General features: G+C 61.2%; 17 protein-coding genes. All 17 read left to right on the forward strand.

All coding sequences use genetic code 11. From position 1 onward, the window contains the following. The first annotated feature begins 166 nt into the window (after positions 1–166). The 17 genes from KUV86_RS11300 (at position 167) to tssM (ending at position 24539) form a co-directional block, all read left to right on the forward strand. Positions 167–1345, forward strand: coding sequence for an ABC transporter substrate-binding protein (locus tag KUV86_RS11300; RefSeq protein ID WP_206941793.1), 1179 nt, complete (start codon positions 167–169; stop codon positions 1343–1345). 94 nt (positions 1346–1439) lie between these two features. Then, the gene (locus KUV86_RS11305; RefSeq protein WP_206941315.1) at positions 1440–2327 is read left to right on the forward strand and encodes a branched-chain amino acid ABC transporter permease; all 888 of its coding nucleotides are present in this window, start codon (positions 1440–1442) and stop codon (positions 2325–2327) included. Between the two features lies 1 nt (position 2328). Continuing rightward, positions 2329–3321, forward strand: a complete 993-nt coding sequence (locus KUV86_RS11310) for a branched-chain amino acid ABC transporter permease (protein WP_206941313.1) — start codon at positions 2329–2331, stop codon at positions 3319–3321. Positions 3322–4676: 1355 nt separating this feature from the next. Next, the gene (locus KUV86_RS11315) at positions 4677–5069 is read left to right on the forward strand and encodes a copper resistance protein NlpE (RefSeq protein WP_261397617.1); all 393 of its coding nucleotides are present in this window, start codon (positions 4677–4679) and stop codon (positions 5067–5069) included. A gap of 239 nt (positions 5070–5308) precedes the next feature. Next, positions 5309–6061, forward strand: coding sequence for a hypothetical protein (locus KUV86_RS11320; protein ID WP_222484806.1), 753 nt, complete (start codon positions 5309–5311; stop codon positions 6059–6061). Positions 6062–6103: 42 nt separating this feature from the next. Continuing rightward, on the forward strand, positions 6104–6634 hold the full coding sequence (gene tssB, locus KUV86_RS11325; RefSeq protein ID WP_222484808.1) for a type VI secretion system contractile sheath small subunit: 531 nt from the start codon (positions 6104–6106) through the stop codon (positions 6632–6634). Between the two features lie 15 nt (positions 6635–6649). Next, positions 6650–8140, forward strand: coding sequence for a type VI secretion system contractile sheath large subunit (gene tssC, locus KUV86_RS11330; protein ID WP_222484809.1), 1491 nt, complete (start codon positions 6650–6652; stop codon positions 8138–8140). A gap of 41 nt (positions 8141–8181) precedes the next feature. Further along, the gene (gene tssE / locus KUV86_RS11335) at positions 8182–8670 is read left to right on the forward strand and encodes a type VI secretion system baseplate subunit TssE (protein WP_222484810.1); all 489 of its coding nucleotides are present in this window, start codon (positions 8182–8184) and stop codon (positions 8668–8670) included. Continuing rightward, complete coding sequence (gene tssF, locus KUV86_RS11340) at positions 8670–10505, forward strand: type VI secretion system baseplate subunit TssF (protein WP_222484811.1); 1836 nt, start codon at positions 8670–8672, stop codon at positions 10503–10505. The genes tssE and tssF overlap by 1 nt, the downstream gene beginning before the upstream one ends. Continuing rightward, complete coding sequence (gene tssG, locus KUV86_RS11345) at positions 10469–11548, forward strand: type VI secretion system baseplate subunit TssG (RefSeq protein WP_222484812.1); 1080 nt, start codon at positions 10469–10471, stop codon at positions 11546–11548. Before tssF ends, tssG begins: the two co-directional genes overlap by 37 nt. Continuing rightward, complete coding sequence (gene tssH / locus KUV86_RS11350; protein ID WP_222484813.1) at positions 11545–14214, forward strand: type VI secretion system ATPase TssH; 2670 nt, start codon at positions 11545–11547, stop codon at positions 14212–14214. The genes tssG and tssH overlap by 4 nt, the downstream gene beginning before the upstream one ends. Before the next feature lie 49 nt (positions 14215–14263). Beyond that, entirely contained in the window at positions 14264–14875 is a 612-nt protein-coding gene (gene tssJ / locus KUV86_RS11355) for a type VI secretion system lipoprotein TssJ (RefSeq protein WP_222484814.1), read from the forward strand. A 19-nt stretch (positions 14876–14894) separates the two neighbouring features. Continuing rightward, positions 14895–16238, forward strand: a complete 1344-nt coding sequence (gene tssK, locus KUV86_RS11360) for a type VI secretion system baseplate subunit TssK (protein WP_222484816.1) — start codon at positions 14895–14897, stop codon at positions 16236–16238. Then, on the forward strand, positions 16235–17047 hold the full coding sequence (icmH, locus tag KUV86_RS11365; protein ID WP_222484818.1) for a type IVB secretion system protein IcmH/DotU: 813 nt from the start codon (positions 16235–16237) through the stop codon (positions 17045–17047). Before tssK ends, icmH begins: the two co-directional genes overlap by 4 nt. A gap of 13 nt (positions 17048–17060) precedes the next feature. Then, a complete protein-coding gene (locus KUV86_RS11370) occupies positions 17061–21098 on the forward strand; it encodes a type VI secretion protein IcmF/TssM N-terminal domain-containing protein (protein WP_222484820.1) in 4038 nt (1345 codons plus the stop codon). A gap of 34 nt (positions 21099–21132) precedes the next feature. After that, positions 21133–22074: a type VI secretion system-associated protein TagF gene (gene tagF, locus KUV86_RS11375; RefSeq protein WP_222484822.1), complete on the forward strand. Its 942-nt coding sequence runs from the start codon at positions 21133–21135 to the stop codon at positions 22072–22074. Then, positions 22068–24539 (forward strand): type VI secretion system membrane subunit TssM, encoded by a 2472-nt coding sequence (gene tssM, locus KUV86_RS11380; RefSeq protein WP_222484824.1) that lies wholly within the window; start codon positions 22068–22070, stop codon positions 24537–24539. The genes tagF and tssM overlap by 7 nt, the downstream gene beginning before the upstream one ends. Positions 24540–24640: the final 101 nt, after the last annotated feature.

The raw sequence follows: 24640 nt of genomic DNA on the forward strand, positions 1-24640 counted from the left end.
CTCAGCACCTGCTCTACAACACGTTCAGCAACATATCCAACAACGACATATTCAACAACAACAAGGGCCATGGGCCCAGGAGCCTTCCATGATGTCACAGACCCGTTCTTTCCGCCGTTTGCCGCTGGCTCGCGCCGTTGCCGCCAACACCTTGCTGGTCGCCGGTATGCTGGGAATGGCCGCACCCTCGCTGGCCCAGGACGGAATCAGCGATGGCGAGATCCGTATCGGCTATCTCGCGGACATGTCAGGCACCTATCGCGACCTGGCTGGCCCGGGTGGTCTTGAAGCCATGAAGATGGCGGTGGAAGATTTCGGTGGAAGCGTCGGTGATGCACCTATCGAGATCTTCAATGCCGATGACCGCAACAGCGCCGATGTGGGCGCCAACACCGTGCGTGGCTGGGTCGATCAGGAAAACGTGGACCTGGTCGCCGGCATGGTGGCCTCATCGGTTTCCATCGCCGTGACCAAGGTACTGGAAGAAGCCGGCGGACTGGCGATCATTTCAGGCTCTGCGGCTTCCAGCATCACCAACGAGCACTGCACTCCCAACCATATTCACTATGTGTACGATACCTATCCCCTGGCCAACGGAACGGCCAAGGCGGTGGTAGAGCAGGGCGGTGACAGCTGGTTCATGCTGACGGCGGACTATGCCTTCGGTCATGCGCTGGAAAGCGATGTCGAGAAGGTCGTCACGGACAATGGTGGCACCATCGTTGATCGCGTCCGTCACCCCTTCCCGACCAGCGACTTCTCCTCCTACATCCTTCAGGCCCAGGGCTCTGGGGCCAAGATTGTCGGCCTGGCCAATGCCGGTTCCGATACCGTCAACGCGATCAAGACGGCCAGCCAGTTTGGCCTGACGCAGACCGGGCAACAGCTGGCGGGCCTGTTGATCTTCCTCAATGACGTACATGCCATGGGTCTGGAAACCACCCAGGGACTGCTGCTGACGACCGGCTGGTACTGGGATATGGACGACGCCTCCCGCGAATGGGCTGAGCGTTACTTCGAGCGGGTCGGCAAGATGCCAACCATGGTTCAGGCGGGCATCTATTCCAGCACCACACAGTATCTCGAGGCGGTCGAGGCGGCGGGTACCGATGACCCTGCCACGGTGCGCGCCAAGCTGGGTGAGACACCCATCAATGACTTCTTTGCCCGCAATGGACGCATTCGCGAAGACGGACGCATGGTCCATGACATGTATCTGGCTGAGGTCAAGGCGCCTGCCGATTCCGAGAGTGAGTGGGATCTCTACGAGATCAAGGCAACCATCCCTGCCGAAGACGCCTATCGCCCCTTGTCGGAAAGCTCCTGCAAGCTGGTCAGCAACTAAACCGTGTCAGTTGGCACGATGCCACGGTGTTTCCAGGAAGCGCTGAATCATTCCGGGGCGGTCTCGCTATCGCCCCTTCTCGAGGGATGTCCTCATGACCATGATCTTTGGCGTACCGTTGGCGGTATTCATGGGCCAGCTGATGCTGGGGCTGATCAACGGCGCCTTCTACGCACTTTTGAGCCTTGGTTTGGCGGTGATCTTCGGCCTTCTGAAAATCGTCAACTTTGCTCACGGGGCCCAGTACATGCTGGGGGCCTTCGCCGCTCTACTGGGAGCCCAGTATCTGGGCATCAATTACTGGCTGGCGCTGCTGCTGGTACCACTGGTCGTCGGTGCCTTCGGCGCTCTGCTGGAACGACTCGTGCTGCGGCGCATCGCTCACCTCGATCATCTGTACGGGCTGTTGCTGACCTTCGGTCTGGCGCTGATCTTCGAGGGTAGCCTGATCAACCTGTTCGGCGTTTCTGGGGCCAGCTATCCGGTTCCCGAGGCCCTTGCGGGTGGCATCAAGCTGCCATTCATGTTCCTGCCCACCTATCGTGGCTGGGTGCTGGTGGCGGCACTGGTGGTATGCCTGGGAACCTGGTTCATCATCGAACGCACTCGGCTGGGGGCGTACCTGCGTGCGGGCACGGAAAACCCGGCGCTGATGCAGGCGTTCGGCGTCAATGTGCCGCTGCTGGTCACCCTGACCTACGGGTTTGGCGTTGCGCTGGCGGCCTTTGCCGGCGTGCTCGCGGCGCCGCTGTACCCGGTGTCGCCAACCATGGGGTCGAGTCTTCTGATCGTGGTCTTTGCGGTGGTGGTGATCGGCGGCATGGGCTCCATCCTCGGGGCTATCCTCACCGGTCTCGCCATGGGGCTGATCGAGGGACTGACCAAGGTGTATTACCCGGAAGCGGCCAATACCGTGATCTTCCTGGTGATGATCATGGTGTTGATGCTCAGGCCTGCTGGCCTGTTTGGTAAGGAGGCGTGACATGACCACAACGACGACAACGGCTTCCCCGGTGGCGGGGAAGGCCAGGGCGCGCGCCGCCCGCCGCCGCAGGGGCATGCTGCTGGTGGCGCTGCTGACACTGGCGCTGGTGGCTCCCCTGTTCGCCTATCCGGTGTTCCTGATGAAGGTCCTGTGCTTCGCACTGTTCGCCTGTGCCTTCAATCTGCTGCTTGGCTTCGCGGGGCTGCTGTCCTTCGGTCATGCCGCCTTTCTCGCTACAGGGGGCTACGTGACGGGCTTCCTGCTGTCGAGCTATCCGGGCCTGACGCCGGAGCTCGGCATCATTGTTGGCACTGTCGCTGCGGTGATTCTCGGCACCCTGTTTGGTGCCTTGGCGATTCGCCGCCAGGGGATCTATTTCGCCATGGTGACGCTGGCGCTGGCGCAGATGATGTTCTTTTTCTACATTCAGGCGCCATTTACCGGCGGCGAGGACGGCCTTCACGGTGTGCCCCGGGGTAAGCTGTTCGGACTGATCGACCTGTCGAACAACCTGGCGATGTACTACGTGGTGCTGGCGATTTTCGTGATCGGCTTCGCCATCATTCAGCGAACGGTGCATTCACCCTTCGGGCAGGTGCTCAAGGCCATTCGCGAGAACGAACCGCGGGCGGTGTCCCTGGGCTACAACGTGGACGCCTACAAGCTGGTGGCCTTCGTGCTGTCGGCAGGACTTGCCGGGCTTGCTGGCGCGACCAAGACAGTGGTGTTTCAGCTGGCATCGCTGACCGACGCCCATTGGCACATGTCGGGGGAGGTGATTCTGATGACCCTGGTCGGCGGTGTCGGGACGCTGTTTGGCCCGCTGGTGGGCGCTGGCCTGGTGGTCAGCCTACAGACTCAGCTGGCGCAGTCACCGCTGGGGAATTGGGTCAGCGTCATCCTGGGCGCCATCTTTGTACTGTGCGTGCTGAGTTTTAGAAGCGGGATCGTAGGTGAGATTCAGCGTATGGTGCGCAAGAACTTCAAGTAGTCCATCCAACGCCAAGGGCCCAGCGATAAGCGGTCCATTCCGCACCCCGTCCATTCAAGACCACGTTGCCCCCCCCTCATGTCACGCGTCTGTCGAAGGAGCGTGTCATGACGGGGGGCAGACTGTCCGACAGTGGAAACCACCGGGTACAGGGGGAAACGTCATGCCCTCAGGCAAGCGCTGAGTTCATCAGCCGAACGGCGCCATGCGCCCGCAGCGCAGCATCCTAGCCTGATGCGGTATCGGCGAGGAGTTCGAGCAGCGCGTAACGCAGCGAACCGTTCGCGCAGGCATTTATGCAGTGTTTCCTTGGCCTACACGCTCGTGCTGCTGTCTATCCTCACGTCGTCGCTTTACGCCTTTTCCCGCATCTCAGACCCCACATCCTACGTCTCAGACCCCATATCCCACATCCCACGTCCCACGTCCCACGTCTCAGACCCCATATCCCACATCCCTCATCGAAATAGCACTTTGTTCACTGATCTATGTCGCTCGGTGGCCGCAACAGACGGCGACGTGGTGATGCTGGGGTCAGGATTTCTCTAGCGTGAGATCAGTGTTCGTACATCAACCTGCGTGGAAGATCGATAGGGACTAATCCGATACCTGCTACGTCAGGGGACAGTCATTGCCACTAGCCGCTTGGGCATAGTCCTCGAAGGAAGATGAGTTGTAAGAGATCTTCCTCGCTGGGTGATTGCTACAGCACGAAAATGCCGACTCATCACGCTGGTGATCTTCGTCGGATGTTTTTTAATCCATGTAAGTCATTGTATGTAAATGCTATTTCTAAACATGTGCCTGGAAAGCGATAGTCATTTTGTCAATCTATGCTGTTGTTAATCGGCATAATAAAGTCCTGTTTGTAAGATATTTCTTATCAATAAAATGACAATTTCCTACGACGTGAATATCGAATTGACCGAGTATCTTGAGCGAATCGGTGATAGCATTTATCCAAACGTAACAAAGTGTATCAAACGAATTTTGACGCCGATACTTAGCTTTTGCCGATGTCGGGTTTAGCGAATGACGTCCGTCAACATGTTTCATTGTTCGTGCATCTTGTTTTGTCCGATCAGGCGTCAATATTGCTCTGCCTGGCTTGTATTAACACAATCTTAGGTATTGCAACGTTCTCTACAAAGCTTCCGCTTCTGCAGAACTCATGTCGCGACAATGGTCAGATTATGCCGAACAAAACTTCTAATGCTTCATCGGTGTTAAGTGGAACGTCGGTAGCTCATTCGTTGGCCTATTTAATATTTCATAAGCATCTGACGTTCTTGCGAATGGTACGTGGCTTGATGGGAGCGCGGGAGCTACTTGTCGCATGCATGTTGGTGACATGCATGTCGGGTTGTTCAACATCAAAGACGTCGGACAGTAATGTCTCTGGTTTTGCCGATGTGGAGAGGTTTGTGGGCGTCTTGCCATGCGATGAATGCAGCATGTTAAGAACCGATTTGACGCTTAAGCGAGATGTTAATGACGGTACGCCAGATGGTTTTGTGCTGCATCAAACCGAAGTGGATGCGGTAGCAGGAAACGTCTCATCGACGTCCTGGGGCCAGTGGCGGATTGAGCAGAAAGATAAAGATATCTACTACGTCATGGATCACCAGCCACAGGATATAGTCCTGCGCTTGAGTGGTGATGGGACCCGCCTGCTATGGGCCGGGAAGAGACCGCTGGGTCATCAGAACGTGAGCTTTATTCTTCGTCCGGCTGATCCCATACGTTAGCGATTATCACCGTGCTGGTCGGGTAGGGCGGCAGTTGAGATGACGTGGCGAATGGGGTGGGGGATCAGGTGAGTGGATCGGGCTTCAGATGAGTGGCTGAGGCTTCAGTTAAGGAAGAGGCTGATGTTCCTGAGAGGCATGCTCTTGCGGTCAGGGCAAGCTCCGGGGAAGTAAGTGCCGTAGAGCACAGTCTGTCAAGACGCGCCAGTCAGGTGAGTCTTTTACGCAGGGGAAGTCTGGTGTCGGATGCATCTTTTGATCTTGAGGCCTTTATCAGGCTGAGAAAACAGACCCGAGTGGTCGGTGACCTGCTGCAAGAGCAGGCGACGGACTATCTGGCCACGCTGGCTCTGCTGATTCGCCCTCAACGCATCTTTGGGGAGTACCTGCAAGGCGCTCCAAGAGGCAATGGGCGGGACGCCCAGCATGCCTTCAAGGACTTCAAGGGACTGTTTGAAGCGACGGCGGGGGCGCAGCCTTTTCGTCTTATGCAGGAGCTTGAAGTCCCGCTGGATATCCTGAGTTCCACTCCCCAGCTCTACCCCTACGAATACGACATGGTACTTGATGGTCGCTCGCGTCCTGTGCGGGTGACGAGCCCTGTGCGCTGGGTGGTGGGGTACAAGGGCTTCGAGCTCCAGCGTTTTCGGCAGATTATCAAGGACCCAAATCGTAGTACCGCAGAGCTTTTTCGCTTTGTCGCCCACTATCTGATGTTGTTCTTCTGCATCAACCGTGAGCCAGGTCTGGGACGGCTTCTCCTGGGACTTCGTTATCCCGTCAGCTTTGAACGTCTGGCGGACTTCGGCGATATGCCATTTTGCGTGATCGGTGCTCCGGTGGCCTCACATCTTCCCGATCAAAGCCTGATTCTGAGAAGTACTGAGGTTGCGGGCAACAATAGTTTTGAAGAATTGGTCGAGTTGGCGGATATCGAAGTCATTGAAGATGGCATCAAGGATCGATTGATGAGGGCGGTATCGAATATCTGATCCTGTTTCTTGTACCTCCCAGCCCATTGAGGAAATCGACAGATGGCGGAAAAAGACAGCACACAGCACAAATTAGGTCGTATTCGCGCCCCGCGTGTCCACATTACCTACGACGTGGAAATTGGGGATAGCCAAGAGCAGAAGGAGCTGCCTTTTGTTGCCGGTGTGGTGGGTGACTACAGCGGTAACCCACTGAGTCCTCCGCCGAAGCTGAAGGACCGGAAGTTTGTCGCGATCGATAGAGATAACTTTGACAGCGTGTTGAAAGGCTTCAAGCCGCGATTGGCCTATCGCGTGGATAACACCCTGTCTAAGGATGGCTCCCAGCTACCGGTAGAGCTCAACTTCAACGCCCTCGAGGACTTTGAGCCGCAGAATGTGGTCAAGCAGGTTGAGCCACTTCGCAAGTTGCTCGAAGTGCGCAACAAGCTGGCGGATCTTCGCAACAAGATGGGGGGCAACGACAAGCTCGAGGAGCTGTTGATGGATGTCCTTCAGAACAGCGAAAAGCTCAAGGCGTTGGGTGATGAGTTTGGTCGTGAACAGTCTGTCAGCGACGACAGCAAACAGTAGAGCCGGAGTCAGCACATGTCAGACAAGGAAATGCAGGCGCAGACCGATCAGGGCACCGTATTTGCACCGGAATCCTCCCTTCTTGAAAGCATTATTTCCGAGAGTCGCGTGGCGCGTTCCGAGAACGAGCGTTCCCGTGCGCGAGACCTGATCGAAGAGCTGGTAGCTCAGGTACTTGAGGGCGAGGTGCTGCCCAGCAAGGACCTGATCGCGGTTCTCGATGCTCGTATTGCAGAAATCGACGCCATGCTCTCCGAGCAGATGAACGAAATCATGCATGCCGGTGAGTTCCAGCAGCTCGAGTCCTCGTGGCGGGGCTTGAAGTACCTGGTTGATCAGAGCGAGACCGGTAGCAACATGAAGATTCAGGTGCTCAACGCCACCAAGAAGGACCTGGTGCGTGACATGAAGTCATCGCCTGAATTTGATCAGAGTGCGCTGTTCAAGAAGGTCTACGAAGACGAGTACGGCACCTTTGGTGGCGCGCCTTTCGGCATGCTGATCGGTGACTACGAGTTTTCACGCAGTCCCGAAGACATCTACCTGCTGGAGCAGGTATCCCACGTGGCCGCAGCGGCCCATGCGCCCTTCATTTCCGCGGCATCGCCCGAGCTCTTCGGCTGGGACTCCTTCACCGAGATGACGGGGCCACGGGACCTGTCCAAGGTGTTCGACACTGTCGAGTATGCCAAATGGAAGTCGTTCAGAAACTCGGAAGACGCTCGCTACGTCGGCCTGACGCTGCCGCACGTCCTGGGCAGGCTGCCCTATGGGCCAGAGACGGCGCCGGTGGAAGAGTTCAATTTTGTCGAGAGTGTCGACGGTCGGGAGCATAACCAGTACCTGTGGATGAACGCCGCCTACGCCATGGCTGCCAGGGTGACCGATGCCTTCTCGAAGTACGGTTGGTGTGTGGCCATTCGCGGTGTCGAAGGCGGTGGTCTGGTGGAGGATCTGCCTACCCACACCTTCCAGACAGATGATGGTGAAGTCGCGCTCAAGTGTCCGACGGAGATCGCCATCACCGACCGTCGTGAAAAGGAATTGGCGGATCTCGGATTCATTCCCCTCGTGCACTGCAAGGGGACTGACTACGCCGCGTTTTTCGGCGTGCAGTCGGCGCAGAAGCAGAAGCATTACAACACCGATATCGCGAATGCCAACGCGCGTCTGTCGGCCCAGCTCCAGTACATCTTCGCCACCTCCCGGATCGCTCACTACATGAAGGCGATCATGCGCGACAAGGTCGGCAGCTTCGCTTCACGCACCAGCGTCGAGCGCTACCTCAACGAGTGGCTGTCCCAGTACGTGTTGCTGGATGACAACGCCAGTCAGGAGGCCAAGGCCCAGTATCCGCTGCGTGAGGCCCACGTCGAAGTCGCCGAGGTGCCGGGCAAGCCGGGAGTCTACAAGGCCGTGACCTTCCTGCGTCCGCACTATCAGCTCGATGAGCTGACCGCGTCACTGCGCCTGGTGGCGGAGCTGCCCCAGTCCTCTCGTAACTGATGGACGCTGCGCCATTCGCCTGAGCGTGGAGGAGGCCCGATATGCAGCCACGAAGCACACGGCTGGTGGTGCCGACACTGTGGAGTCGGCTGCTCGATGACGAGCCTCATCGCGCTGAGGAAGCTCCCGGAGGGTGCTGGTGTTCTCTGGAAGAGTACAAGGCCAGCGTCGTGGCTGACCTGGAGCGTCTGGTCAACACCCGCCGTGAGTTGCTGGCCGAGCATCTTGATGGCTTTCCCAACGTCCAGGGGTCGGTGCTCGAGTACGGACTGCCGGATTTTCTCGGGCGGGGGCTCAACAGCAGTGACGATCGTCAGTACATCCAGCGGCAGCTGGCCTTTGCCATAGAAAGCAATGACTGCCGCTTTCGCAATGTGGAGGTACAGCTGCGCGAGCAAGACTCTCGCGAGCGCTTGTTGTGCTTTCGGGTGGACGCGTTGCTGGTGCTGGTCGACAGCCACCACCAAGTGTCCTGCGAGGCAGTGCTGCAGGCAGAAACTCAACGCTACAAAGTGCGGAACCTGAACTGATGCTCGACGAACTCTTGCCTTACTACGAGAGAGAACTGTCCCACCTGCGTTTTCTGGGGCGGGAGTTCGCTCGCGAGTATCCCAAGGTGGCGTCGAGACTTCAGCTCGAGGAAGACGACTGCTCTGACCCGCATACCGAGCGCCTGATAGAGGCCTTCGCCTTCCTCGCGGCCAGGGTGCACAAGAAGCTGGATGATGACCTGCCGGAAATCGTCGAGTCATTTCTCAACGTGCTGTATCCCCACTATCTGACACCGACGCCGTCGCTGTCCGTGGTGCAGTTCGATCTTGGCCAGCAGTCGGCACTGGACAGCGCCTATCCCATCGCCAGACATACCGAGCTGATGTCGGCCCCCTTGGCTGAGGGAGCGCTGCATTTCCGCACCTGCTATGACGTGACGGTCTGGCCTGTTCGAGTCGACGAGGCCCGTTTTGCGCTGCTGGAACGCTCTGCCTTCAATGGGCGTGACGGGGATGCGGTGGCGCGCCTGGACATCGAGATGACGGGCACCGGGCAGCAGCCACTGGGCAAGCTGGGTATTGATCGGCTGCGCTTCTTCCTCGACGGGGAAGGCCCGCTGATGCATCCGTTGTACGAGCTGTTGTTCAACAACCTGTGTCGCTTGAGCATCAGCGTGGAGGAAGGTGGACGCTGGCGCGAGATCAGCCTGCCCCTGGAGACCGTACAACCGGTGGGTTTCGACGCTCAGGAGGGGCTGCTCGACTACTCCGAACGGTCCTTCCTGGGCTATCGCCTGTTGCACGAGTACTTCATCTTTCCCGAGAAGTTCATGTTCGTCGACCTGATGGGCCTGGACCGGGCGCTGGCGACGTATCAAGGCTCTCGTGTTCGTCTGCACTTCCTCTTCAGTGACTACGACCAGCCCGAGCGGTTGGCGCGGCTGGCGCAGACGGTCGGGCGCAATCAGTTCCGGCTCGGCTGCACGCCGATCATCAACCTGTTCGAGAGAATGGCGGAGCCCATCCAGCTCACGCATACCCGCCACGAGTATCCCGTGACGGCGGATGTACGCTATCCCGCCGCGGTGGAAATCCTGTCCATCACCCAGGTGAAGCGGGTGCGCAAGACCGCCGAGAAGGACCAGGTACGGCCCTGTCATCCGTTCTTCGAGCCGAGAGGCCATCGGCTGAAGAAGGGTGACAGCTACTGGCTTGCCAAACGCATTCCCTCTGCCAGGGAGCGTGACCAGGGCACCAACCTGATGCTGCGCCTGGTGGACCGGGAACTGACACAGGTGGACAGCGCAAGCGATGCGCTCAGTTTGAACATTACCTGCAGCAACCGCGACCTGCCCCAGCAGCTGACCATCGGTAACCCACAGGGCGACTTCTTTCTGCCCAAGGAACAGGTGGTCAAGAGCATTCGCTGCCTGCGTAAACCCACCGCTGCGGTGCGCCCGCCGCTTGGCAAGGGCGCCATCTGGCGGCTGGTGTCGCATCTGTCGCTCAATCACTTGTCGTTGGCTTCCCAGGGAAGGGAAGCGCTGTTGGAAATACTGTCGCTCTACAACTACCGAGATCGGGATGCGGCACGGCGTCAGATCAACGGTATCAGTGCTATCGAGACCGAGGTGGCAATGACCCGCATTGGCCACCCGCGTCCGGCCTTCGTGCGCGGGCTTGGCGTCCGGCTGCAGCTTGATGAAAGTCAGTTCATCGGCAGTGGCATCTTTCTGTTCGGCATGGTGCTGGACCATTTCTTTGGCCAGTACTGCTCCATCAACAGCTTTACCCAGCTCACCCTCATCAGTCAGCAACGCGAAAGGGAGGTGGTCACATGGCCGCCCAGAACCGGCACTCAGTCTCTGGTCTGATCGACCGGGCACGGGCTGAGCCGTACCGGTTCAGCTTCTTTCAGCTGGTGAGGCTGCTCAGGCTTCACTACAGCCACCAAGGGCGCCTTGACCCGGAGTCTCGTCCCCACGAGGACCCGTTGCGCTTCAGGACCAAGCTGTCACTGGACTTTCCCGCCAGTGAGGTGAGTGACCTGTGGTTCGAGAGCCCCAAGCGGTTGTCTCCTCATGGGCAGCCGCTGACCGACATTCAGGTCACCTTTCTTGGCCTGGTAGGGCCGTCTGGAGTGTTGCCCAGGCCCTACACCGAAACCCTGATCGACCGTCATATCGCGCTGCGCGATGACGCGGCTCATGCCTTCCTCGATCTGTTTTCTCATCGGATTACCGGGCTCTTCTATGAGGCGTGGCAGAAGTATCGTTTTCATATCGAGCATGAGCGCAAGGGCCAGGCCGATTTTCAACGTCAGTTGCTGGCTCTGGTCGGGCTGACCGAGCACACACGTCGATACGTGGACGATGTCGACGCGCCGGAGAGCGACGGTGAGCGCCTGCCTGGCCACATGTTCAGCTACTTCGCTGGGCTGTTGACCCAGAAGCCGCGTAATCGCCTGAACCTTGAGGCACTGCTTGGCTTTTCTTTCGGTGTGCCATGCGCCGTCAAGCCTTTCTCGGGCCGTTGGCTGCACCTCCCGGTAGCCGAACAAACACGTCTTGGTCGCCGTAACGCCGCCCTTGGCCGTTCGGCCGTGACCGGGGCTCGCGTCTGGGACTACCAGTCCTGTGTCCGGGTGGTGCTGGCGCCGCTTGGCCTCGACGACTTTCTGCGTTTTTTACCGGGCAAGGCCGATTACCAGCGGCTGATCTCCGTCATTCGTTTCTACCTGGGCGCCGAGCTCGACTTCGAAATAGAGCTCGGCCTCAGGGCCGAGGATGTTCCGCCCGGCAGGCTGGGAGCCGACAACGGGGTGGCTCTCGGACGCCTGGGCTGGGTGGGCCAGCAACGTCGATACCAGGACGGCCAGGTCATTTTTCGCATTCCTTATGAGGGGGCCAGACCATGAGTCTGAGGACGCTATTCGCCAAGTTGAATGACCCAAGTCGCCAGGCCATGGAAGAGGCCGCAGGGCTCTGTCTGGGCAAGCGGCAGTACGAAGTGGAGATCGAGCACCTGCTGCTGAAACTGCTGGAAATCGACGACAACGATGTTGTGCGGGTGTGTCGCCATGGCGACGTTGCCCTGGACCGGCTGGCCGATCAGTTGGACCGTGCTACCGAGCGATTCAAGACCGGCTGTACGCGAACACCGGCACTGTCACCGCACATCTCTCGTCTGATCGAGCGTGCCTGGATGGTGGCCTCCATCGAGCACGGTGGCGCCAGGATACGCAGCGGTCATTTGCTGCAGGCCCTACTGGACGACCAGGGGCTTCGCCGGGTGGTGACCGACAGCGCGCCGGAGCTCGAGCGAATCGATATCGATGAGCTGAAACTGCATTTCGATGACCTGCTGTCCGCGAGCCCCGAGGCGCAGCGTGGCGCAGCAGAAGGCGACAGTCCGGGCGTGCCCGCCCAGGGCATGCGTGACGGCAAGACTCCTGCGCTGGATCGCTACACCATCGATCTCACCGCCAATGCGCGCGCCAAGCGTATCGACCCGGTGCTGGGACGGGATGGCGAGATACGACAGATGATCGACATCCTCACGCGCAGGCGACAGAACAACCCGATCCTTACCGGGGAGGCGGGCGTTGGCAAGACTGCGGTGGTCGAGGGGTTGGCGCTGAAGATTGTGGAAGGCCGGGTCCCCCAGGCGCTGGTCAACGTCGAGCTACGCACCCTGGATCTGGGCCTGCTGCAGGCGGGGGCCGGGGTCAAGGGGGAATTCGAGCAACGGCTGAAAGATGTCATCGAAGAGGTCAAGCGTAGCCTGCACCCGATCATCCTGTTTATCGATGAAGCGCATACGCTGATCGGCAGTGGCGGTCAGGCCGGGCAGGGGGATGCTGCCAACCTGCTGAAGCCCGCGCTGGCGCGCGGGGAGTTGCGCACTATCGCCGCAACAACCTGGGCAGAGTACAAGAAGTACTTCGAGAAAGACGCTGCCCTGGCGCGCCGGTTCCAGGTGATCAAGGTCGATGAGCCCACTGAAGACGTGGCCATCGATATGCTGCGCGGCCTGGCCGAACGCATGCGCGAGCATCACAAGGTCGAGGTGCTCGACGATGCGGTGGTGCAGGCGGTGCGCCTGTCTCACCGCTACATCAGCGGCCGCCAGCTGCCCGACAAGGCGGTCAGCGTGCTCGATACCGCTTGTGCCAGGGTGGCCCTGGGTCAGGCGGTTGCCCCACCCGCACTGGAGGACGCCCGTCAGCAGGTGGCGGACCTGGACGGCGAGTATCGGGTGCTGACCCAGGAGCAGGACAAGGGCAGTGATCATGCGGCTCGGCTGGCCGAGATTGACGATCAGCGTGACGCGCTCAAGGCCCAGATCGAGGCGCTCGAGCGTTCCTGGCAGACGCAGCGGTCGGCGTTGGAGGCGCTGCAGGCGGCCGAGCGGGAGCTCGCCGATGCGCCAACCGATGAGGCCAGAGATTCCGCTCTAGAGAGCATCAGGGCACGCCGTCGTGAGTTCGAGCAGACCGTCGATGGCGAGGTGCTGGTGCACCCCTGTGTCGATGGCAACGCCATCGGCGCGGTGGTTGCCGCCTGGACGGGGATTCCGCTGACCAAGATGCAGCGCGACGAGATCGATACGGTGCGCATGCTGCCGCAGCTGCTGGCCGAGCGGGTGATCGGCCAGGACCATGCCCTGGAAGAAATCGGCAAGCGCATCAGTTTGTCGCGGGCCAAGCTCGAAGACCCGAGCAAGCCTGTCGGCGTCTTTCTGTTGCTCGGCCCCAGCGGTGTCGGCAAGACAGAGACCGCGCTGGCGCTGGCGGACACCCTCTACGGCGGTGAGCGCAATCTCATCACCATCAACATGTCGGAGTACCAGGAAGCGCATACCGTGTCATCGCTCAAGGGCTCGCCCCCTGGGTATGTCGGCTATGGCGAAGGCGGCGTGCTGACCGAAGCGGTGCGTCGCAAGCCCTACAGCGTGGTACTGCTCGATGAGGTCGAAAAGGCCCATCCCGATGTGCTCGAGCTGTTCTTCCAGGTGTTCGACAAGGGGGTCATGGAAGACGGTGAGGGGCGTGAGATCGACTTTCGTCACAGCGTGATCCTGCTGACCTCCAATGTGGGGACCGAGTGGATCATGCAACGCTGCCTCGATGTGGCAGAGCGTCCCGAACCCGACCAGTTGGTGTCGGAGATGACCGACTCCCTCAACCAGGTGTTCAAGCCAGCCTTCCTCGGGCGCCTCAAGATCGTGCCGTACTACCCGGTGCAGGGCGACATTCTCACCCGCATCGTCGACCTCAAGCTGTCACGCCTGGCCCAGCGTTTCCAGCAACACCACGACGCCCGCCTGGCCTTCGATGATGACCTGGCGCTCAAGATTGCCGAGCGCTGTACCCAGACCGACAGCGGTGCCCGCAGCATCGATCACCTGTTGACCAGCAGCCTGATGCCGGCACTGGCCGAGGAAGTGCTTGGCGCCATGGTCGACGATCAGCCCATCGATGACCTGGTGGTGGGTGTCGACGACCAGCAGCGCTTTACCTACCGCAAGGCATCGTCATCGGCGGCCTGCCAAGAGGAGGTCGACGTTGAGTCCGTCGGGTAAATCAAGTGAGCGCAACGCACAGGGCCTGCAGCGAGGCAAGGAGTGCTTCATGACAGATGCAAGGCAGGGTAGGACGGCCCGGTACCTAGGGAGGCAGGCAGCGATGTGCTGTCTGGCGGCACTGCTGCTGTCCGGTTGCGGGGTCACCGACCGGCTGGGCAAGCGTATGGACGGCACCATGGGGGACATCCTGTTCGACCAGCAGGAGCAGATGGTGGTGGCGCTTCACGCCGACGACTCACTCAACCCGGACACCGAAGGCAACCCGCTATCCGTGGTGGTGCATCTGTATCAGCTGGATTCACTCAATGCCTTCAATGCCACCAATAGCGAAGGCCTGGAGGCTGGGGCCAAGGACCTTCTGGGCGACAGCCTGATCAGCGAGCGCGAGGTCGTGCTGCTGCCCAGCCATACCCTGGTGGAGACCGCCCCCATGGATCCGCGGACTCGCTATGTCGCCGTGGCGGCCTTCTTTCGCCAGGCCGAGGGCGAGGACTGGCGTCTGGTGTTTGATGCCCAGGCCATGCGCAAGGACGGCATCCTGACGTCACCTGACGGGGTGGTGCTGAGCCTTAGCGACAACCGTGTGGCTCCCATGGACGAAGACAGCGCCGAGCTGGTGGCCCAGGCCAGCAGCCTGGCCCGGGCGTTTGCGCCCTGAAGCGACAAGGAAGACAGCCGTGAGCAAACACAATCGCGTCATGTGGTCCGAGGGCATGTTTCTGCAGCCCCAGCACTTTCAGTACCAGGACGAGTTTCATCACCACCAGTTGGGCGAGGCCAGCGTGCGCTCCGGGCCCTTCAGCTGGGGCGTGCAAGTGTTGGAGATCGATCTGGATGCACTTGCCCATGGTCGCTTGAAGCTATCGCGGCTAAAGATGGTGTTTGCCGATGGCACGCTGTTCGATGCCCCTCAACATGACCCCTTGCCACCGGTAAGAGACCTGGGTGAGCTGACCGGCGTGGCCGAGTGCAAGGTCTTTGCGGCGTTGCGTCAGCTGACGCCGTTCTCCCCCAACGTGGTCGATGATGAGCATCGGCGCGGCCAGGACCGCCGCTTCCGCCAACGCTTCGAGTCCCTGCCCGATCTGCTGGAAGGCGAGCTCGAGAACGAGCTGGCGCTGCTTGAGTTGAACGTGACCCTGCTGCTGGAAGATGACGGCCTGGATGGCACCAGCCATTGCCCGCTGCTTCGCCTCAAGCGCAATGCCGCCGGCGAATTCAGCGTGGATCCGGCGTTCATCCCACCGAGCCTGCATCTTAGCGCCAGTCCCGCTCTGTTGACCTTGGGCCAGCGGTTGATCGGCGTGCTGCAGGCAAAGAACGAGGCGCTGTCGAGCCGTCGTCGCGAGCGTGCGGACAAGGTCGCTGAGTTTGGCTCAAGCGATGTGACCCTGTTCTGGCTGCTGTATACCGTCAATCGTGCCTATCCCCATTTGGCCCATCTCCTGGCCCATCCCCGACTGCCACCGGTGGAGCTGTTTCGCTTTCTGTCGGACCTGGTGGCCAGCTTGATGACCTTCTCGACCCAGCATGGACTGGCCGAGCTGCCCGACTACGACCATCTCGATGCGGCGGCCTCCTTGACCTTGCTGGAAACGCGCGCGCGCGAACTGCTCGATACCGTCGTACCCAACCAGTACATCCCGATCGCGCTGGAGCAGACCAAGCCCTCCTACTTCGTCGGTCGCCTCAAGGACCCGCGTCTCGCCGATGCGGATTTTTACGTCTGCGTGCACGCCGACATGCCGGGCGCCAAGTTGATCGAGCTGGTCCCTCGAGCCTTCAAGGTCGGCTCGCCGGAAGACATCGAAGTGGTGGTCAACAGCGCCATGCCCGGCGGCACCTTGGCACATGCTGCGCGGCTGCCCGTGGCCATCCCCGTGCGCCTGGACAACCACTACTTCGCGCTGGAGCCCAAGGGCCGGATGTACGACCGCATGATGTCGGCCCAGGCCATCGCCTTCTACGTCCCCAGCGGTTTTACCAACCTCAAGATTGAACTGATGGCGGTATTGAAATGAATCAGACCTCCGTGGCATCGCAGGGACATAGCGCATCGCAGGGTCACTTGGGCCAAGACCACCCTGCACAGCCGGGTAGCTCCCGCTGGAGCCCCAGCGCTTCCAGCTCATCTCAGGGCGGAGATGCCCCCAACAAGGCACTGCGCCTGAAGGACCTGGCCCAGGATTTCTTCTCGATGGTGCTGATGGTCCGGCGTGGCAGCGAGGCGCCGGACGTCGAGGCCTTTCTGGAACGGGTCGAAGCCTTCTTCAGCGATATGGAACGCCGTGCCCTGGCCATCGGCTATACCCTCGAGCAGTTTCGCGATGCGCAGTACGCGCTGTGTGCCTTTCTTGATGAAAGCGTCTTGGCGGCGGGCGAAAGCAAGATGCGCGAGTACCTGGAGTTGCACCCGCTGCAGTACAAGTTTTTCGGCGTGCACCTGGCGGGGGAAGGATTCTTCGAGCGCCTTGATGGGCTGCGCAGCAACCTCAAGTCCAACATCGACGTGCTCGAGGTCTATCACCTGTGTCTGGCGCTGGGGTTCGAGGGCAAGTATCGCCTGGAGCACCGCGATCAGCTGCGTTACATCGCCAACACCCTGGGCCAGGACCTGGCCCGCTACCGCCCGTTACCCAGTGACGTGTCGCCGGCGTGGAAACTGCCGGACCAGGTCGGACAGCTGTTGCGCTACGAAATCCCTGTCTGGGTGTATCTGCTGCTGATTGCACTGGTCTGTGTGGTGACCTTTCTGGTGCTTGACGGCGTGCTGGATGCCCGAGTCGAGACGCTGATCGAGCGGCTGCCGTCGCTGTTCACGGCCACCTAGGGGGAGTAGCGAGATGCGGCGAATGTTGCGTGCACTCAAGAGTTTCTGGTTGGTCTCCCTGTTGCTGTGGGCAGTGGGCTTAGCGGCCAGTGTGTGGTGGATCCGACGCACCGGGGGGAGCCCCGAGCAGTTGGGCATTGCGGTGGCCATCCTGACCGCGGTGTGGCTGTTGGCGGTGGTGCTGAGAACCTACCGCAAGCTGCGGAACGAGCGTGGCCTGGAGACCCTGGTGCAGCTGGAGGTGGACCGCGAGTCCGCCAGCGTCGAGTCGTCGGCGGACTTCGATATTCTCAGAGAGCGCTTGAAGACGGCGCTGGGTGTGGTCAAGGCTCGCGGAGGGCGCCGGCATCATCTGTCCGAGTTGCCCTGGTACCTGGTGGTCGGGCTGTCGGCGTCGGGCAAGACGTCACTGCTCACACGTTCGGGAATCGACGCGTCAGTGGCTGCCGTCGCCGGTGAGGCGGGCACCCAGTACTGCGATTGGTACTTCGGCAGCGACGCGGTCATGATCGATACGGCCGGTCGCTACATCGCGGATGAGCAACCCGCCCGTGAATTCGCCGACTTTCTGCGTCTGCTCGCCAGGCGACGCCGGCGCCGTCCTATCAACGGGCTGCTGGTCGTGGTCGACCTGCCCGAAATTCTGGAGCTGCCAGCAGAGCATAATCATGCCCTGGCGGAGCAGCTGATCGAGCGCATCAACACCTACTATGCGGCGCTGGGGGCCACGCCGCCGGTCTATCTGTGCTTCAGCAAGTTCGACCTGGTACCCGGGTTCAACGAGACCTTTCACCGGCTGACCGAGGAAGAACGCCGCCAGCCGTGGGGCATGACCTTCTCCGTGGCGGATATCCGTGGCAAAGGGGTCAAGGCCCTGTTCCGCCGGCATCTAGGGGCGATGGTCAGCACGCTGCGTCACCGCCTGGAGCGTCAGCTACGCGTCGATGCTGGGGCAGACATCGACGAAGCGCAGCGGCGCTTCCCCGATTACCTGGCGGGGTTGGAGAGTCTACTGGCCGATTTTCTCGAGCCCTTCGACCTGACCGTGGCGGGGGCCTCTGCACCGCTGACCCGCGGCATCTACTTCACCAGTGCACTGCAGCATCAAGGTGAGGTGCTGTATCCCATCCTGGACGCTAAGGTCCGCGACTCCTTTGCCCTGGTGGCGGGGGATTCCGCTCAATCCGCCGACGTTACAGCCGCCAGCGACACGCCTTTTGCCCGCCTGCGTCCGCGCAGCTATTTCATCAAAGGGCTGCTCAAGGATGTGGTTATCGCCGACCACAACCTGGTAGAGCACTATTCGCGCAAGGGGCGTCGACGCTACGCCTCCGCCTGGGTGACGCGTCTGGCCATGCTGGCGGGCGTCGGACTGTTGGGATGGCTCGGCTATGACTATTGGGGCCAGCAACAAGGCCTGCTCGATCTTAACCGCAAGATCGACGGCGCCATCGAGCAGGGCGCCAGTGCGCGCCTGAGCCTGATGCACGACGAGTTGACCAAGGACTCGTCGGCGGGGAGCGCCGCGCCAGCCTGGTGGGAAGCTGATGTCTTTGCCGTGCATCGAGCGCTCGAACCGAGCATTGAGCAAACCTACTTCACCCTGCTTCAGCGACAGGCACTGGAGCGTGTCGCTGACAGCCTCGAAGAGCAGCTGGACGCGATCGGCGAGATGGCTCGCGCCGTGGGTCTTGATACCCGGATCGGACCCGAGGGGGCCTTCGGTCAGCTACCGTCGGTGGGCACCTCGGCGCCAGACGCTGACGATGGCTCTGTCCTGGATGAAGGGCGTGAGGCCATGGCCGATCGCCGGGACAGCATTCGTGATCGGCTGACCTCGCAGCCGTCCTTCGGCAGCATGCCGCATTCCCCTGGTGAGCTGGCCAGTCGCCTGCGAGGAGAAGTCGATTACCGTGTGCGTGGCAGTGTCTCTGATGCCTATTGGGGCGTGCGCCAGCAGGGACGTGATGCCCTGCGAGAAGGAGCACGCAACGCCTGGCGGGATGGGCTCAACGGGCTTAACGATCTGGTCAACAGCGGCCCTGCGCTGGGGGCCGGTGGCTCTGCCATCTCCCAGGTGGCTGTCAGTCGACTGACGCCGGACCAGGTGGCTCAGCTGATCGAGGGCTACGACGCCTTGAAGCTCTATCTGGTGCTGACCGCGCCGGAGCAGCATCCGGAGGCGGACTTTGTGCGGGTGGCGCTGTACTCGGCGTGGCGAGACCTGTCGAAGCGGGTCGGTGGCATCGCCTATTCTCCTGCGGTGATCCGTGACAACGTCGAGCTGTACGCGTCCTACCTGGAGCAGAGGCGGGCCCCGGCGCTGCCACGGGACGACAGGCTGGTCGCCCAGGCCCGGGCCAACCTCAAGGCCTTCTTGATCGATAACACACCAGCGGACCGTGAGTACCTGCGGCTGCGTCTGGCTGCGCAAATGCAGTTTCCGCCGCTGACCCTGTCGGCGATCTTGCCAGAGGATGCCGAGGCACTGATGTATGCCACAGAGTCGGTGCCGGCCTTCTTCACGCAGCGGGTGTGGCGAGAGTTCGTGCAGCCTCAGCTCCGGGAAACGCTGTCGTCTGAGCTGCAGCAGGATCGCGACTGGGTGCTGGACAGCTCGGCGGAGCTTGACGAGGACGAGGCCCGAGCACGTTTCGCCGAGATATTCCTTCACCGCTACAAGCAGGACTACCTGTTCGCCTGGGAGCGCTTCCTGGCCAGTGTCGGGGTGCGCAAGTTCGAGGGAATGGACGTATCGCGCCAGCAGCTAACCCGATTCAGCGACTATCAGCGCTCCCCGCTCAAGCTGTTGCTGCAGACCGTCGACGCCAATACCCGTTGGGATAGCAAGCTTCCCGCACAACGTCTTGCGGCGGTGGACCCGACCACCGCCCCGGCGCTCGATGGCGATAGCTCGGGCGCTGATCCGGGGCAGTCTGCGGACTCACCCGGCGTTTGGAAGCGCACGGTGGATTGGATCAGCCAGGATGGCAGTGATCCGGGCGCAAGGCTTGAGGGCCTGTCTGAGCTACCGACTGTCCACGATGGCCTGCTGGCAAGCTACTTCAGTCCGGTAGGACAGCTGTTCGACGATACGCCTGTCGATGGCGGCGATACCTCGCAGATGGACCGCTACCTGCTGCTGTTGCGGCAGCTGAAGGTGCGCCTGGACAGTATCGAGCGAGGGGATGCCGGCAAGCGCACCAAGCAGCTGGTAGAGGAGGTCATCGATGACCGTCCCAACGAGGTCAGTGCGCTTCGCAACTTCGTGTCCGCCAACATCGATACCTCGGAAGACGAGCTGGTTCAGGCGCTGCTCAGATTATTCCGCGACCCGGTGACGTTCTCGGTCGATAGCCTGAATGGCCCCATGGCCACCTACCTCGCCGCTGCCTGGGGAGAACAGGTCGCCACGCCTTGGCGGAGCATGGTCGAGGGGCGCTTCCCGGTAACGGATTCCGCCAATGAAACTTCTCTGCATGACCTGCTGACCTTTGTCGAGCCGAATACCGGGCTGCTGGCCCAGTTCGAGCAGGCCGAGGTAGGTAGCCTGGCGGACGCCATGCAGGGAGATGAGCCCCTGGTCGACCCGCGAATCACCGAGATGATCAGCGTAGGCACCCAGGTCGGGGATGTGCTGGAAAGCCTTGGTGATATCGAGAACGGCTTCGAGATCATGATCCAGCCGGCTCCGAACCTGACGTCCATCACCCTCACCGTGGACGGTCAGGAGCAGGTCTATCGCAACGGGCAACAGAGCTGGAAACGGTTTACCTGGCCGGGAGAGCCCCGCCAGGCTGGGGTCCGGCTGGATGTCGTGACCTACAGCGGCATGCACCTCAACGTGTTCGACTTCCCCTCCCGCTGGGGCCTGCTGCGGATGATCGAATCCGCCGATGTCACCAACCTGGATGGCGCGCGCCAGCGTTTCACCTGGTACACCGGCGCCGGCCCGGTGAGCTTCGAGGCTCGCAATTTCGGCGGGGTGAAGCTTACCGATCTGAAGAAAGTGCGACAGCTGAGGGTGACCACCCTGGGGGCGCGAGGATGACAGTGCTCAGCGCCATAGGCAGGGAGGTGTGGCCGTGATCGGGTTCTTTGGCAAGCTGCCCAGCAGCGCTGATTTTGTGTCCAGCAATGCCTCCCACAAGGACGTTCGCGAGCTGGATGAGTGGGTCCAGGGTGCCCTGTATCGCCTGGCAGAGTGCGAACCCGAATGGGAAGCCTTCTGCGATGCCTTGCCGACCTGTTTCTTCCACTTCCGCGCCAGCAACGGCTACTGGCTGGTGGGCGGCATTCGCATGTCCTGCGATGCCAGTGGCAGGCGTTATCCGCTGCTGATCTTCCAGCGTCTGGCCGTGGTACCCGCCGTGGAAGGCACCCTCGGCGTCCACACCTTGAGTGAAGTGTTCTGCAACCAGGTCCGCGGGTTGCTGGAAAGGGTCGCCAGCGGCGATGCCGACGTCCGACTGCTCCACGAGCAGCTCGGTGAATGGCGTGAATTGCGTGATGCGGACTTGAAGCTTCACCAGCGCCTGCTCGAGCGCCACCTGCACGACGTGCGCTTCTGCGACCTGTGTGGCGCCCTGTCTCCCACCTTTCCCGAGTTTGTCGGCAGCGCCTTTGCGCTGCGTATGCAGGCGCTGCGCGAGGGGTTGTTACAGGGGGATTCACTGCAGTCCGTGCTGCCGCTACCGGCAGAACATGCCCTCAAGCGACCGGCCGCGGACCTGTGGCTTCACTGGCTGGAACGAGAAAGCCGCCGGCGAGCCAAGGCCAGTGTGCTGGTGGACGACTTCCTGCGGCCGGTGCTCTGGCGGTTTGCCAGCGCAGACCGTGATGCCCTGCGGATGGTGATGAACGTGGCTCCCCGGATGTCGCGTCTGGATGTGCTGGAACCCTTCGAGGCGTTCTACCCCGTGCAGTCGGCGGACAAGGTGCCGAGTGCAACCCTGGATATGAAGACCTTCCTGGCCGGTTTTCCCGGTCAGGAGGGCGGTGATGAACGGGATGTTACCTCATGGTGATCAAGCGACTATCGCGCGTGTTTCGTCAGTATCGAACCTATGCCGTGGTGCTGGCGGCGTTCTTGATGATCTTCATCATCTGGGGATTGGGAGTTGCCGCAGGCTTGTCGTCCCTTGGTAGTGTGGTGACCGGCATCGTGGTCTTCCTGTTGATCTCGGCGGGTTATCCGCTGTGGCTGTATCGCCGTTCACAGCGCCAGGATGACGTCGAATCAGCATTGATCCAGAGCGCTGACGATGCCGTGCTTGGCGCGACTCCTGAAGACCGTGAAGAGGTCAGCCTGCTGCGTGAGCGCCTGCTGGAAGCGCTGGAGCGGATGAAGAAAGGCGATGCCGGCAACGGGCGTAAGCGCGATCTGCTCTATCGCCTGCCCTGGTACCTGGTCATTGGCCAGCCCGCCGTGGGCAAGAGCACGCTGGTCTACCGCTCGGGACTGAACTTTCCGTTTGCCGACCGCGAGCATGCGCGTATCGCGGGGGTGGGGGGGACGCGTCACTGTGACTGGTTCTTCAGCAGTGAGGCCGTGCTGCTGGATTCGGCCGGACGCTATACGGCGTCAGAGGAAGATGCGTCGCGCTGGCGCGCGTTTCTCGGACTATTGCGTCAGCACCGGCCACGCCGACCGCTCAACGGTTTGATTGTCGCCGTCAGTATTGATGAGTTGATCGATCGTTCAGACGCCGAGCGCGAGGCACTGGTCTTGCGCCTGCGTGAACGGCTGCAGGAAACCTACGACCAGCTGGGAACGGTGGTCCCCGTCTATCTGGTGTTCACCAAGAGCGACCTGATCCCCGGTTTCCGCCAGTTTCACCAGCAGCTGCCGCCAGGAGAGCTCAGCGAGGTACTCGGCTGGACCTTTCCACACCAGGATTTTGCGACCGCCAACTGGACGGCTCGTTTTGGCGAGGCCCTGGATGGACTGGTGATCCGTTGCCGCGCCATCGGCGAGCAGCGCCTGGTCGAAGGCGACATGCTCCAGACACGCAGTGATCCAGCAGCGCTGGAGTTTCCGCTGGAACTGCGTGCACTGGCGCCCGTGCTTTCGAACTTCGCTGGGGCGCTGTTGAAGGCGAATCCCTACCAGAGCGCACCCCTGCTGCGTGGCTTCTACTTCACCAGCGCACTGGCCGATGGTCAGCCTGCCAAGGGGGAGCATGCCCGGGCCGTGGAACAGCGGTTCGGGCTGGTCGCCGGGAATGGTGTCGCCGCAGCCCCTGACGGCAACAGCCTGTTCGTCACCGGTCTGTTCTCCCAGGTGATCCTGCCAGATCAGCATCTGGTGGGGCTTTACAGTGGGCCCAATCGCGAACGCCAGCGTCAGCTGCGTTGGTGCTGGGGAGCGCTGGCCATTGCCGTGTTGATGCTGGGCGGCTGGGGCATCTCGTACTCGCGTAATGCCGACGAGCTTGCCGCCATCGACGCCAGCCTGGTGGAAGCAAGGCAGGTGGATGATCAGTCACTCCGCAGCTATGCCCGGTGGGAAACGCTGGATGCCCTGAGGGTGGCCGTCAAACACTATGTGGAGCGGGGCCAGGAAGGTGTCCCCTGGACGCTGGGAATGGGGCTCTATCACGGCAATGCCGTCGAGCCCGCGCTACGAGCGGCCTACTTCGGTGAGTTGGCACACCGCATGCTGGAGCCGGTGGCCGAGAGCCTCGGCCAAGCGCTCTATACCTTGCCCACGATACCTGTCTATCGCGCCGGCGAAACGCCACTCATGGCAGCGATTGACCTCGAAACGGTGGAGCCCCACGCCAGGCCAGGAGACAACTCACCTCAGCAGCTGGCCGACTTCGGCAATGCGGCGCTTGGAACCTATATCGAGTTGTCGCGTACCCCCAGGGAGAAGGTCTCGGCGGAGCTGTTGCGTCAGCGGCTGCCGGACTACTGGTATCCGGATATCAGCGCACACCGGGGCGGCCTGAGGGACCCTCGCGACCTGGAATTCGCCAGCCGCCAGATTGCGTTCTATGCCGAGCAAATCAAGGCGCCGGACGTGCCGCGCATCGATGACAACTCCTTTTTGATCTCGTCGAGCCGCAACTATATCGACGGCTTGCTGGATCACTCTTTGCGCACGCTGGAAACCATCACGCTTGAGTCCGACACCCTGTTTGCCTTTGGCCGTGCCGATTTTGCCGGGTTGCAGGCGGCGGGCCAGCAGCAGCTGAACCGTATCGCCGAGCGCCTCGTCAACACGCCCGGCGTTGGGCGCATCACCATCACCGGTCACGCCGACCAGATCGGCAGAGCCGACACCAACAAGCGTCTGTCGCTTGAGCGCGCCGAGACCGTGCGTACCTACCTGATCGGCAAAGGCGTGACCCCTGAAATGGTGGATGCCGTGGGCGCCGGAAGCGAGCGTCCACTGGTGCAGTGTGAAGCACAACTTGGCCGCAGCGAACAGATTCGCTGCCTGGCCCCGAACCGTCGAGTGGAAATCACTGTGCGTGCCTCTAGCTGAGCACGTCACGGGCGTTCCTTCGTCGACAAGACGACATCGGCCTCTTCGCGTGTCGGGAGGAAGCCGGGTCGAGCGGGCAGCATCGGGAGCCAGGACGGCTT

This window comes from Halomonas sp. DP8Y7-3 (genome assembly GCF_019801675.1).
GTDB classification, from domain to species: domain Bacteria; phylum Pseudomonadota; class Gammaproteobacteria; order Pseudomonadales; family Halomonadaceae; genus Halomonas; species Halomonas litopenaei_A.

What these genes read in the sequence shown, in the direction of transcription:
- KUV86_RS11315 (WP_261397617.1), top strand. Translation starts at nt 4,677, where the DNA reads ATGTCGGGTTGTTCAACATCAAAGACGTCGGACAGTAATGTCTCTGGT.
- KUV86_RS11300 (WP_206941793.1), top strand. Translation starts at nt 167, where the DNA reads ATGCTGGGAATGGCCGCACCCTCGCTGGCCCAGGACGGAATCAGCGAT.
- tssH (WP_222484813.1), top strand. Translation starts at nt 11,545, where the DNA reads ATGAGTCTGAGGACGCTATTCGCCAAGTTGAATGACCCAAGTCGCCAG.
- KUV86_RS11370 (WP_222484820.1), top strand. Translation starts at nt 17,061, where the DNA reads ATGCGGCGAATGTTGCGTGCACTCAAGAGTTTCTGGTTGGTCTCCCTG.
- tssF (WP_222484811.1), top strand. Translation starts at nt 8,670, where the DNA reads ATGCTCGACGAACTCTTGCCTTACTACGAGAGAGAACTGTCCCACCTG.
- tssJ (WP_222484814.1), top strand. Translation starts at nt 14,264, where the DNA reads ATGACAGATGCAAGGCAGGGTAGGACGGCCCGGTACCTAGGGAGGCAG.
- KUV86_RS11305 (WP_206941315.1), top strand. Translation starts at nt 1,440, where the DNA reads ATGACCATGATCTTTGGCGTACCGTTGGCGGTATTCATGGGCCAGCTG.
- tssC (WP_222484809.1), top strand. Translation starts at nt 6,650, where the DNA reads ATGTCAGACAAGGAAATGCAGGCGCAGACCGATCAGGGCACCGTATTT.
- tssB (WP_222484808.1), top strand. Translation starts at nt 6,104, where the DNA reads ATGGCGGAAAAAGACAGCACACAGCACAAATTAGGTCGTATTCGCGCC.
- tssG (WP_222484812.1), top strand. Translation starts at nt 10,469, where the DNA reads ATGGCCGCCCAGAACCGGCACTCAGTCTCTGGTCTGATCGACCGGGCA.
- tssE (WP_222484810.1), top strand. Translation starts at nt 8,182, where the DNA reads ATGCAGCCACGAAGCACACGGCTGGTGGTGCCGACACTGTGGAGTCGG.
- KUV86_RS11310 (WP_206941313.1), top strand. Translation starts at nt 2,329, where the DNA reads ATGACCACAACGACGACAACGGCTTCCCCGGTGGCGGGGAAGGCCAGG.
- icmH (WP_222484818.1), top strand. Translation starts at nt 16,235, where the DNA reads ATGAATCAGACCTCCGTGGCATCGCAGGGACATAGCGCATCGCAGGGT.
- tssM (WP_222484824.1), top strand. Translation starts at nt 22,068, where the DNA reads ATGGTGATCAAGCGACTATCGCGCGTGTTTCGTCAGTATCGAACCTAT.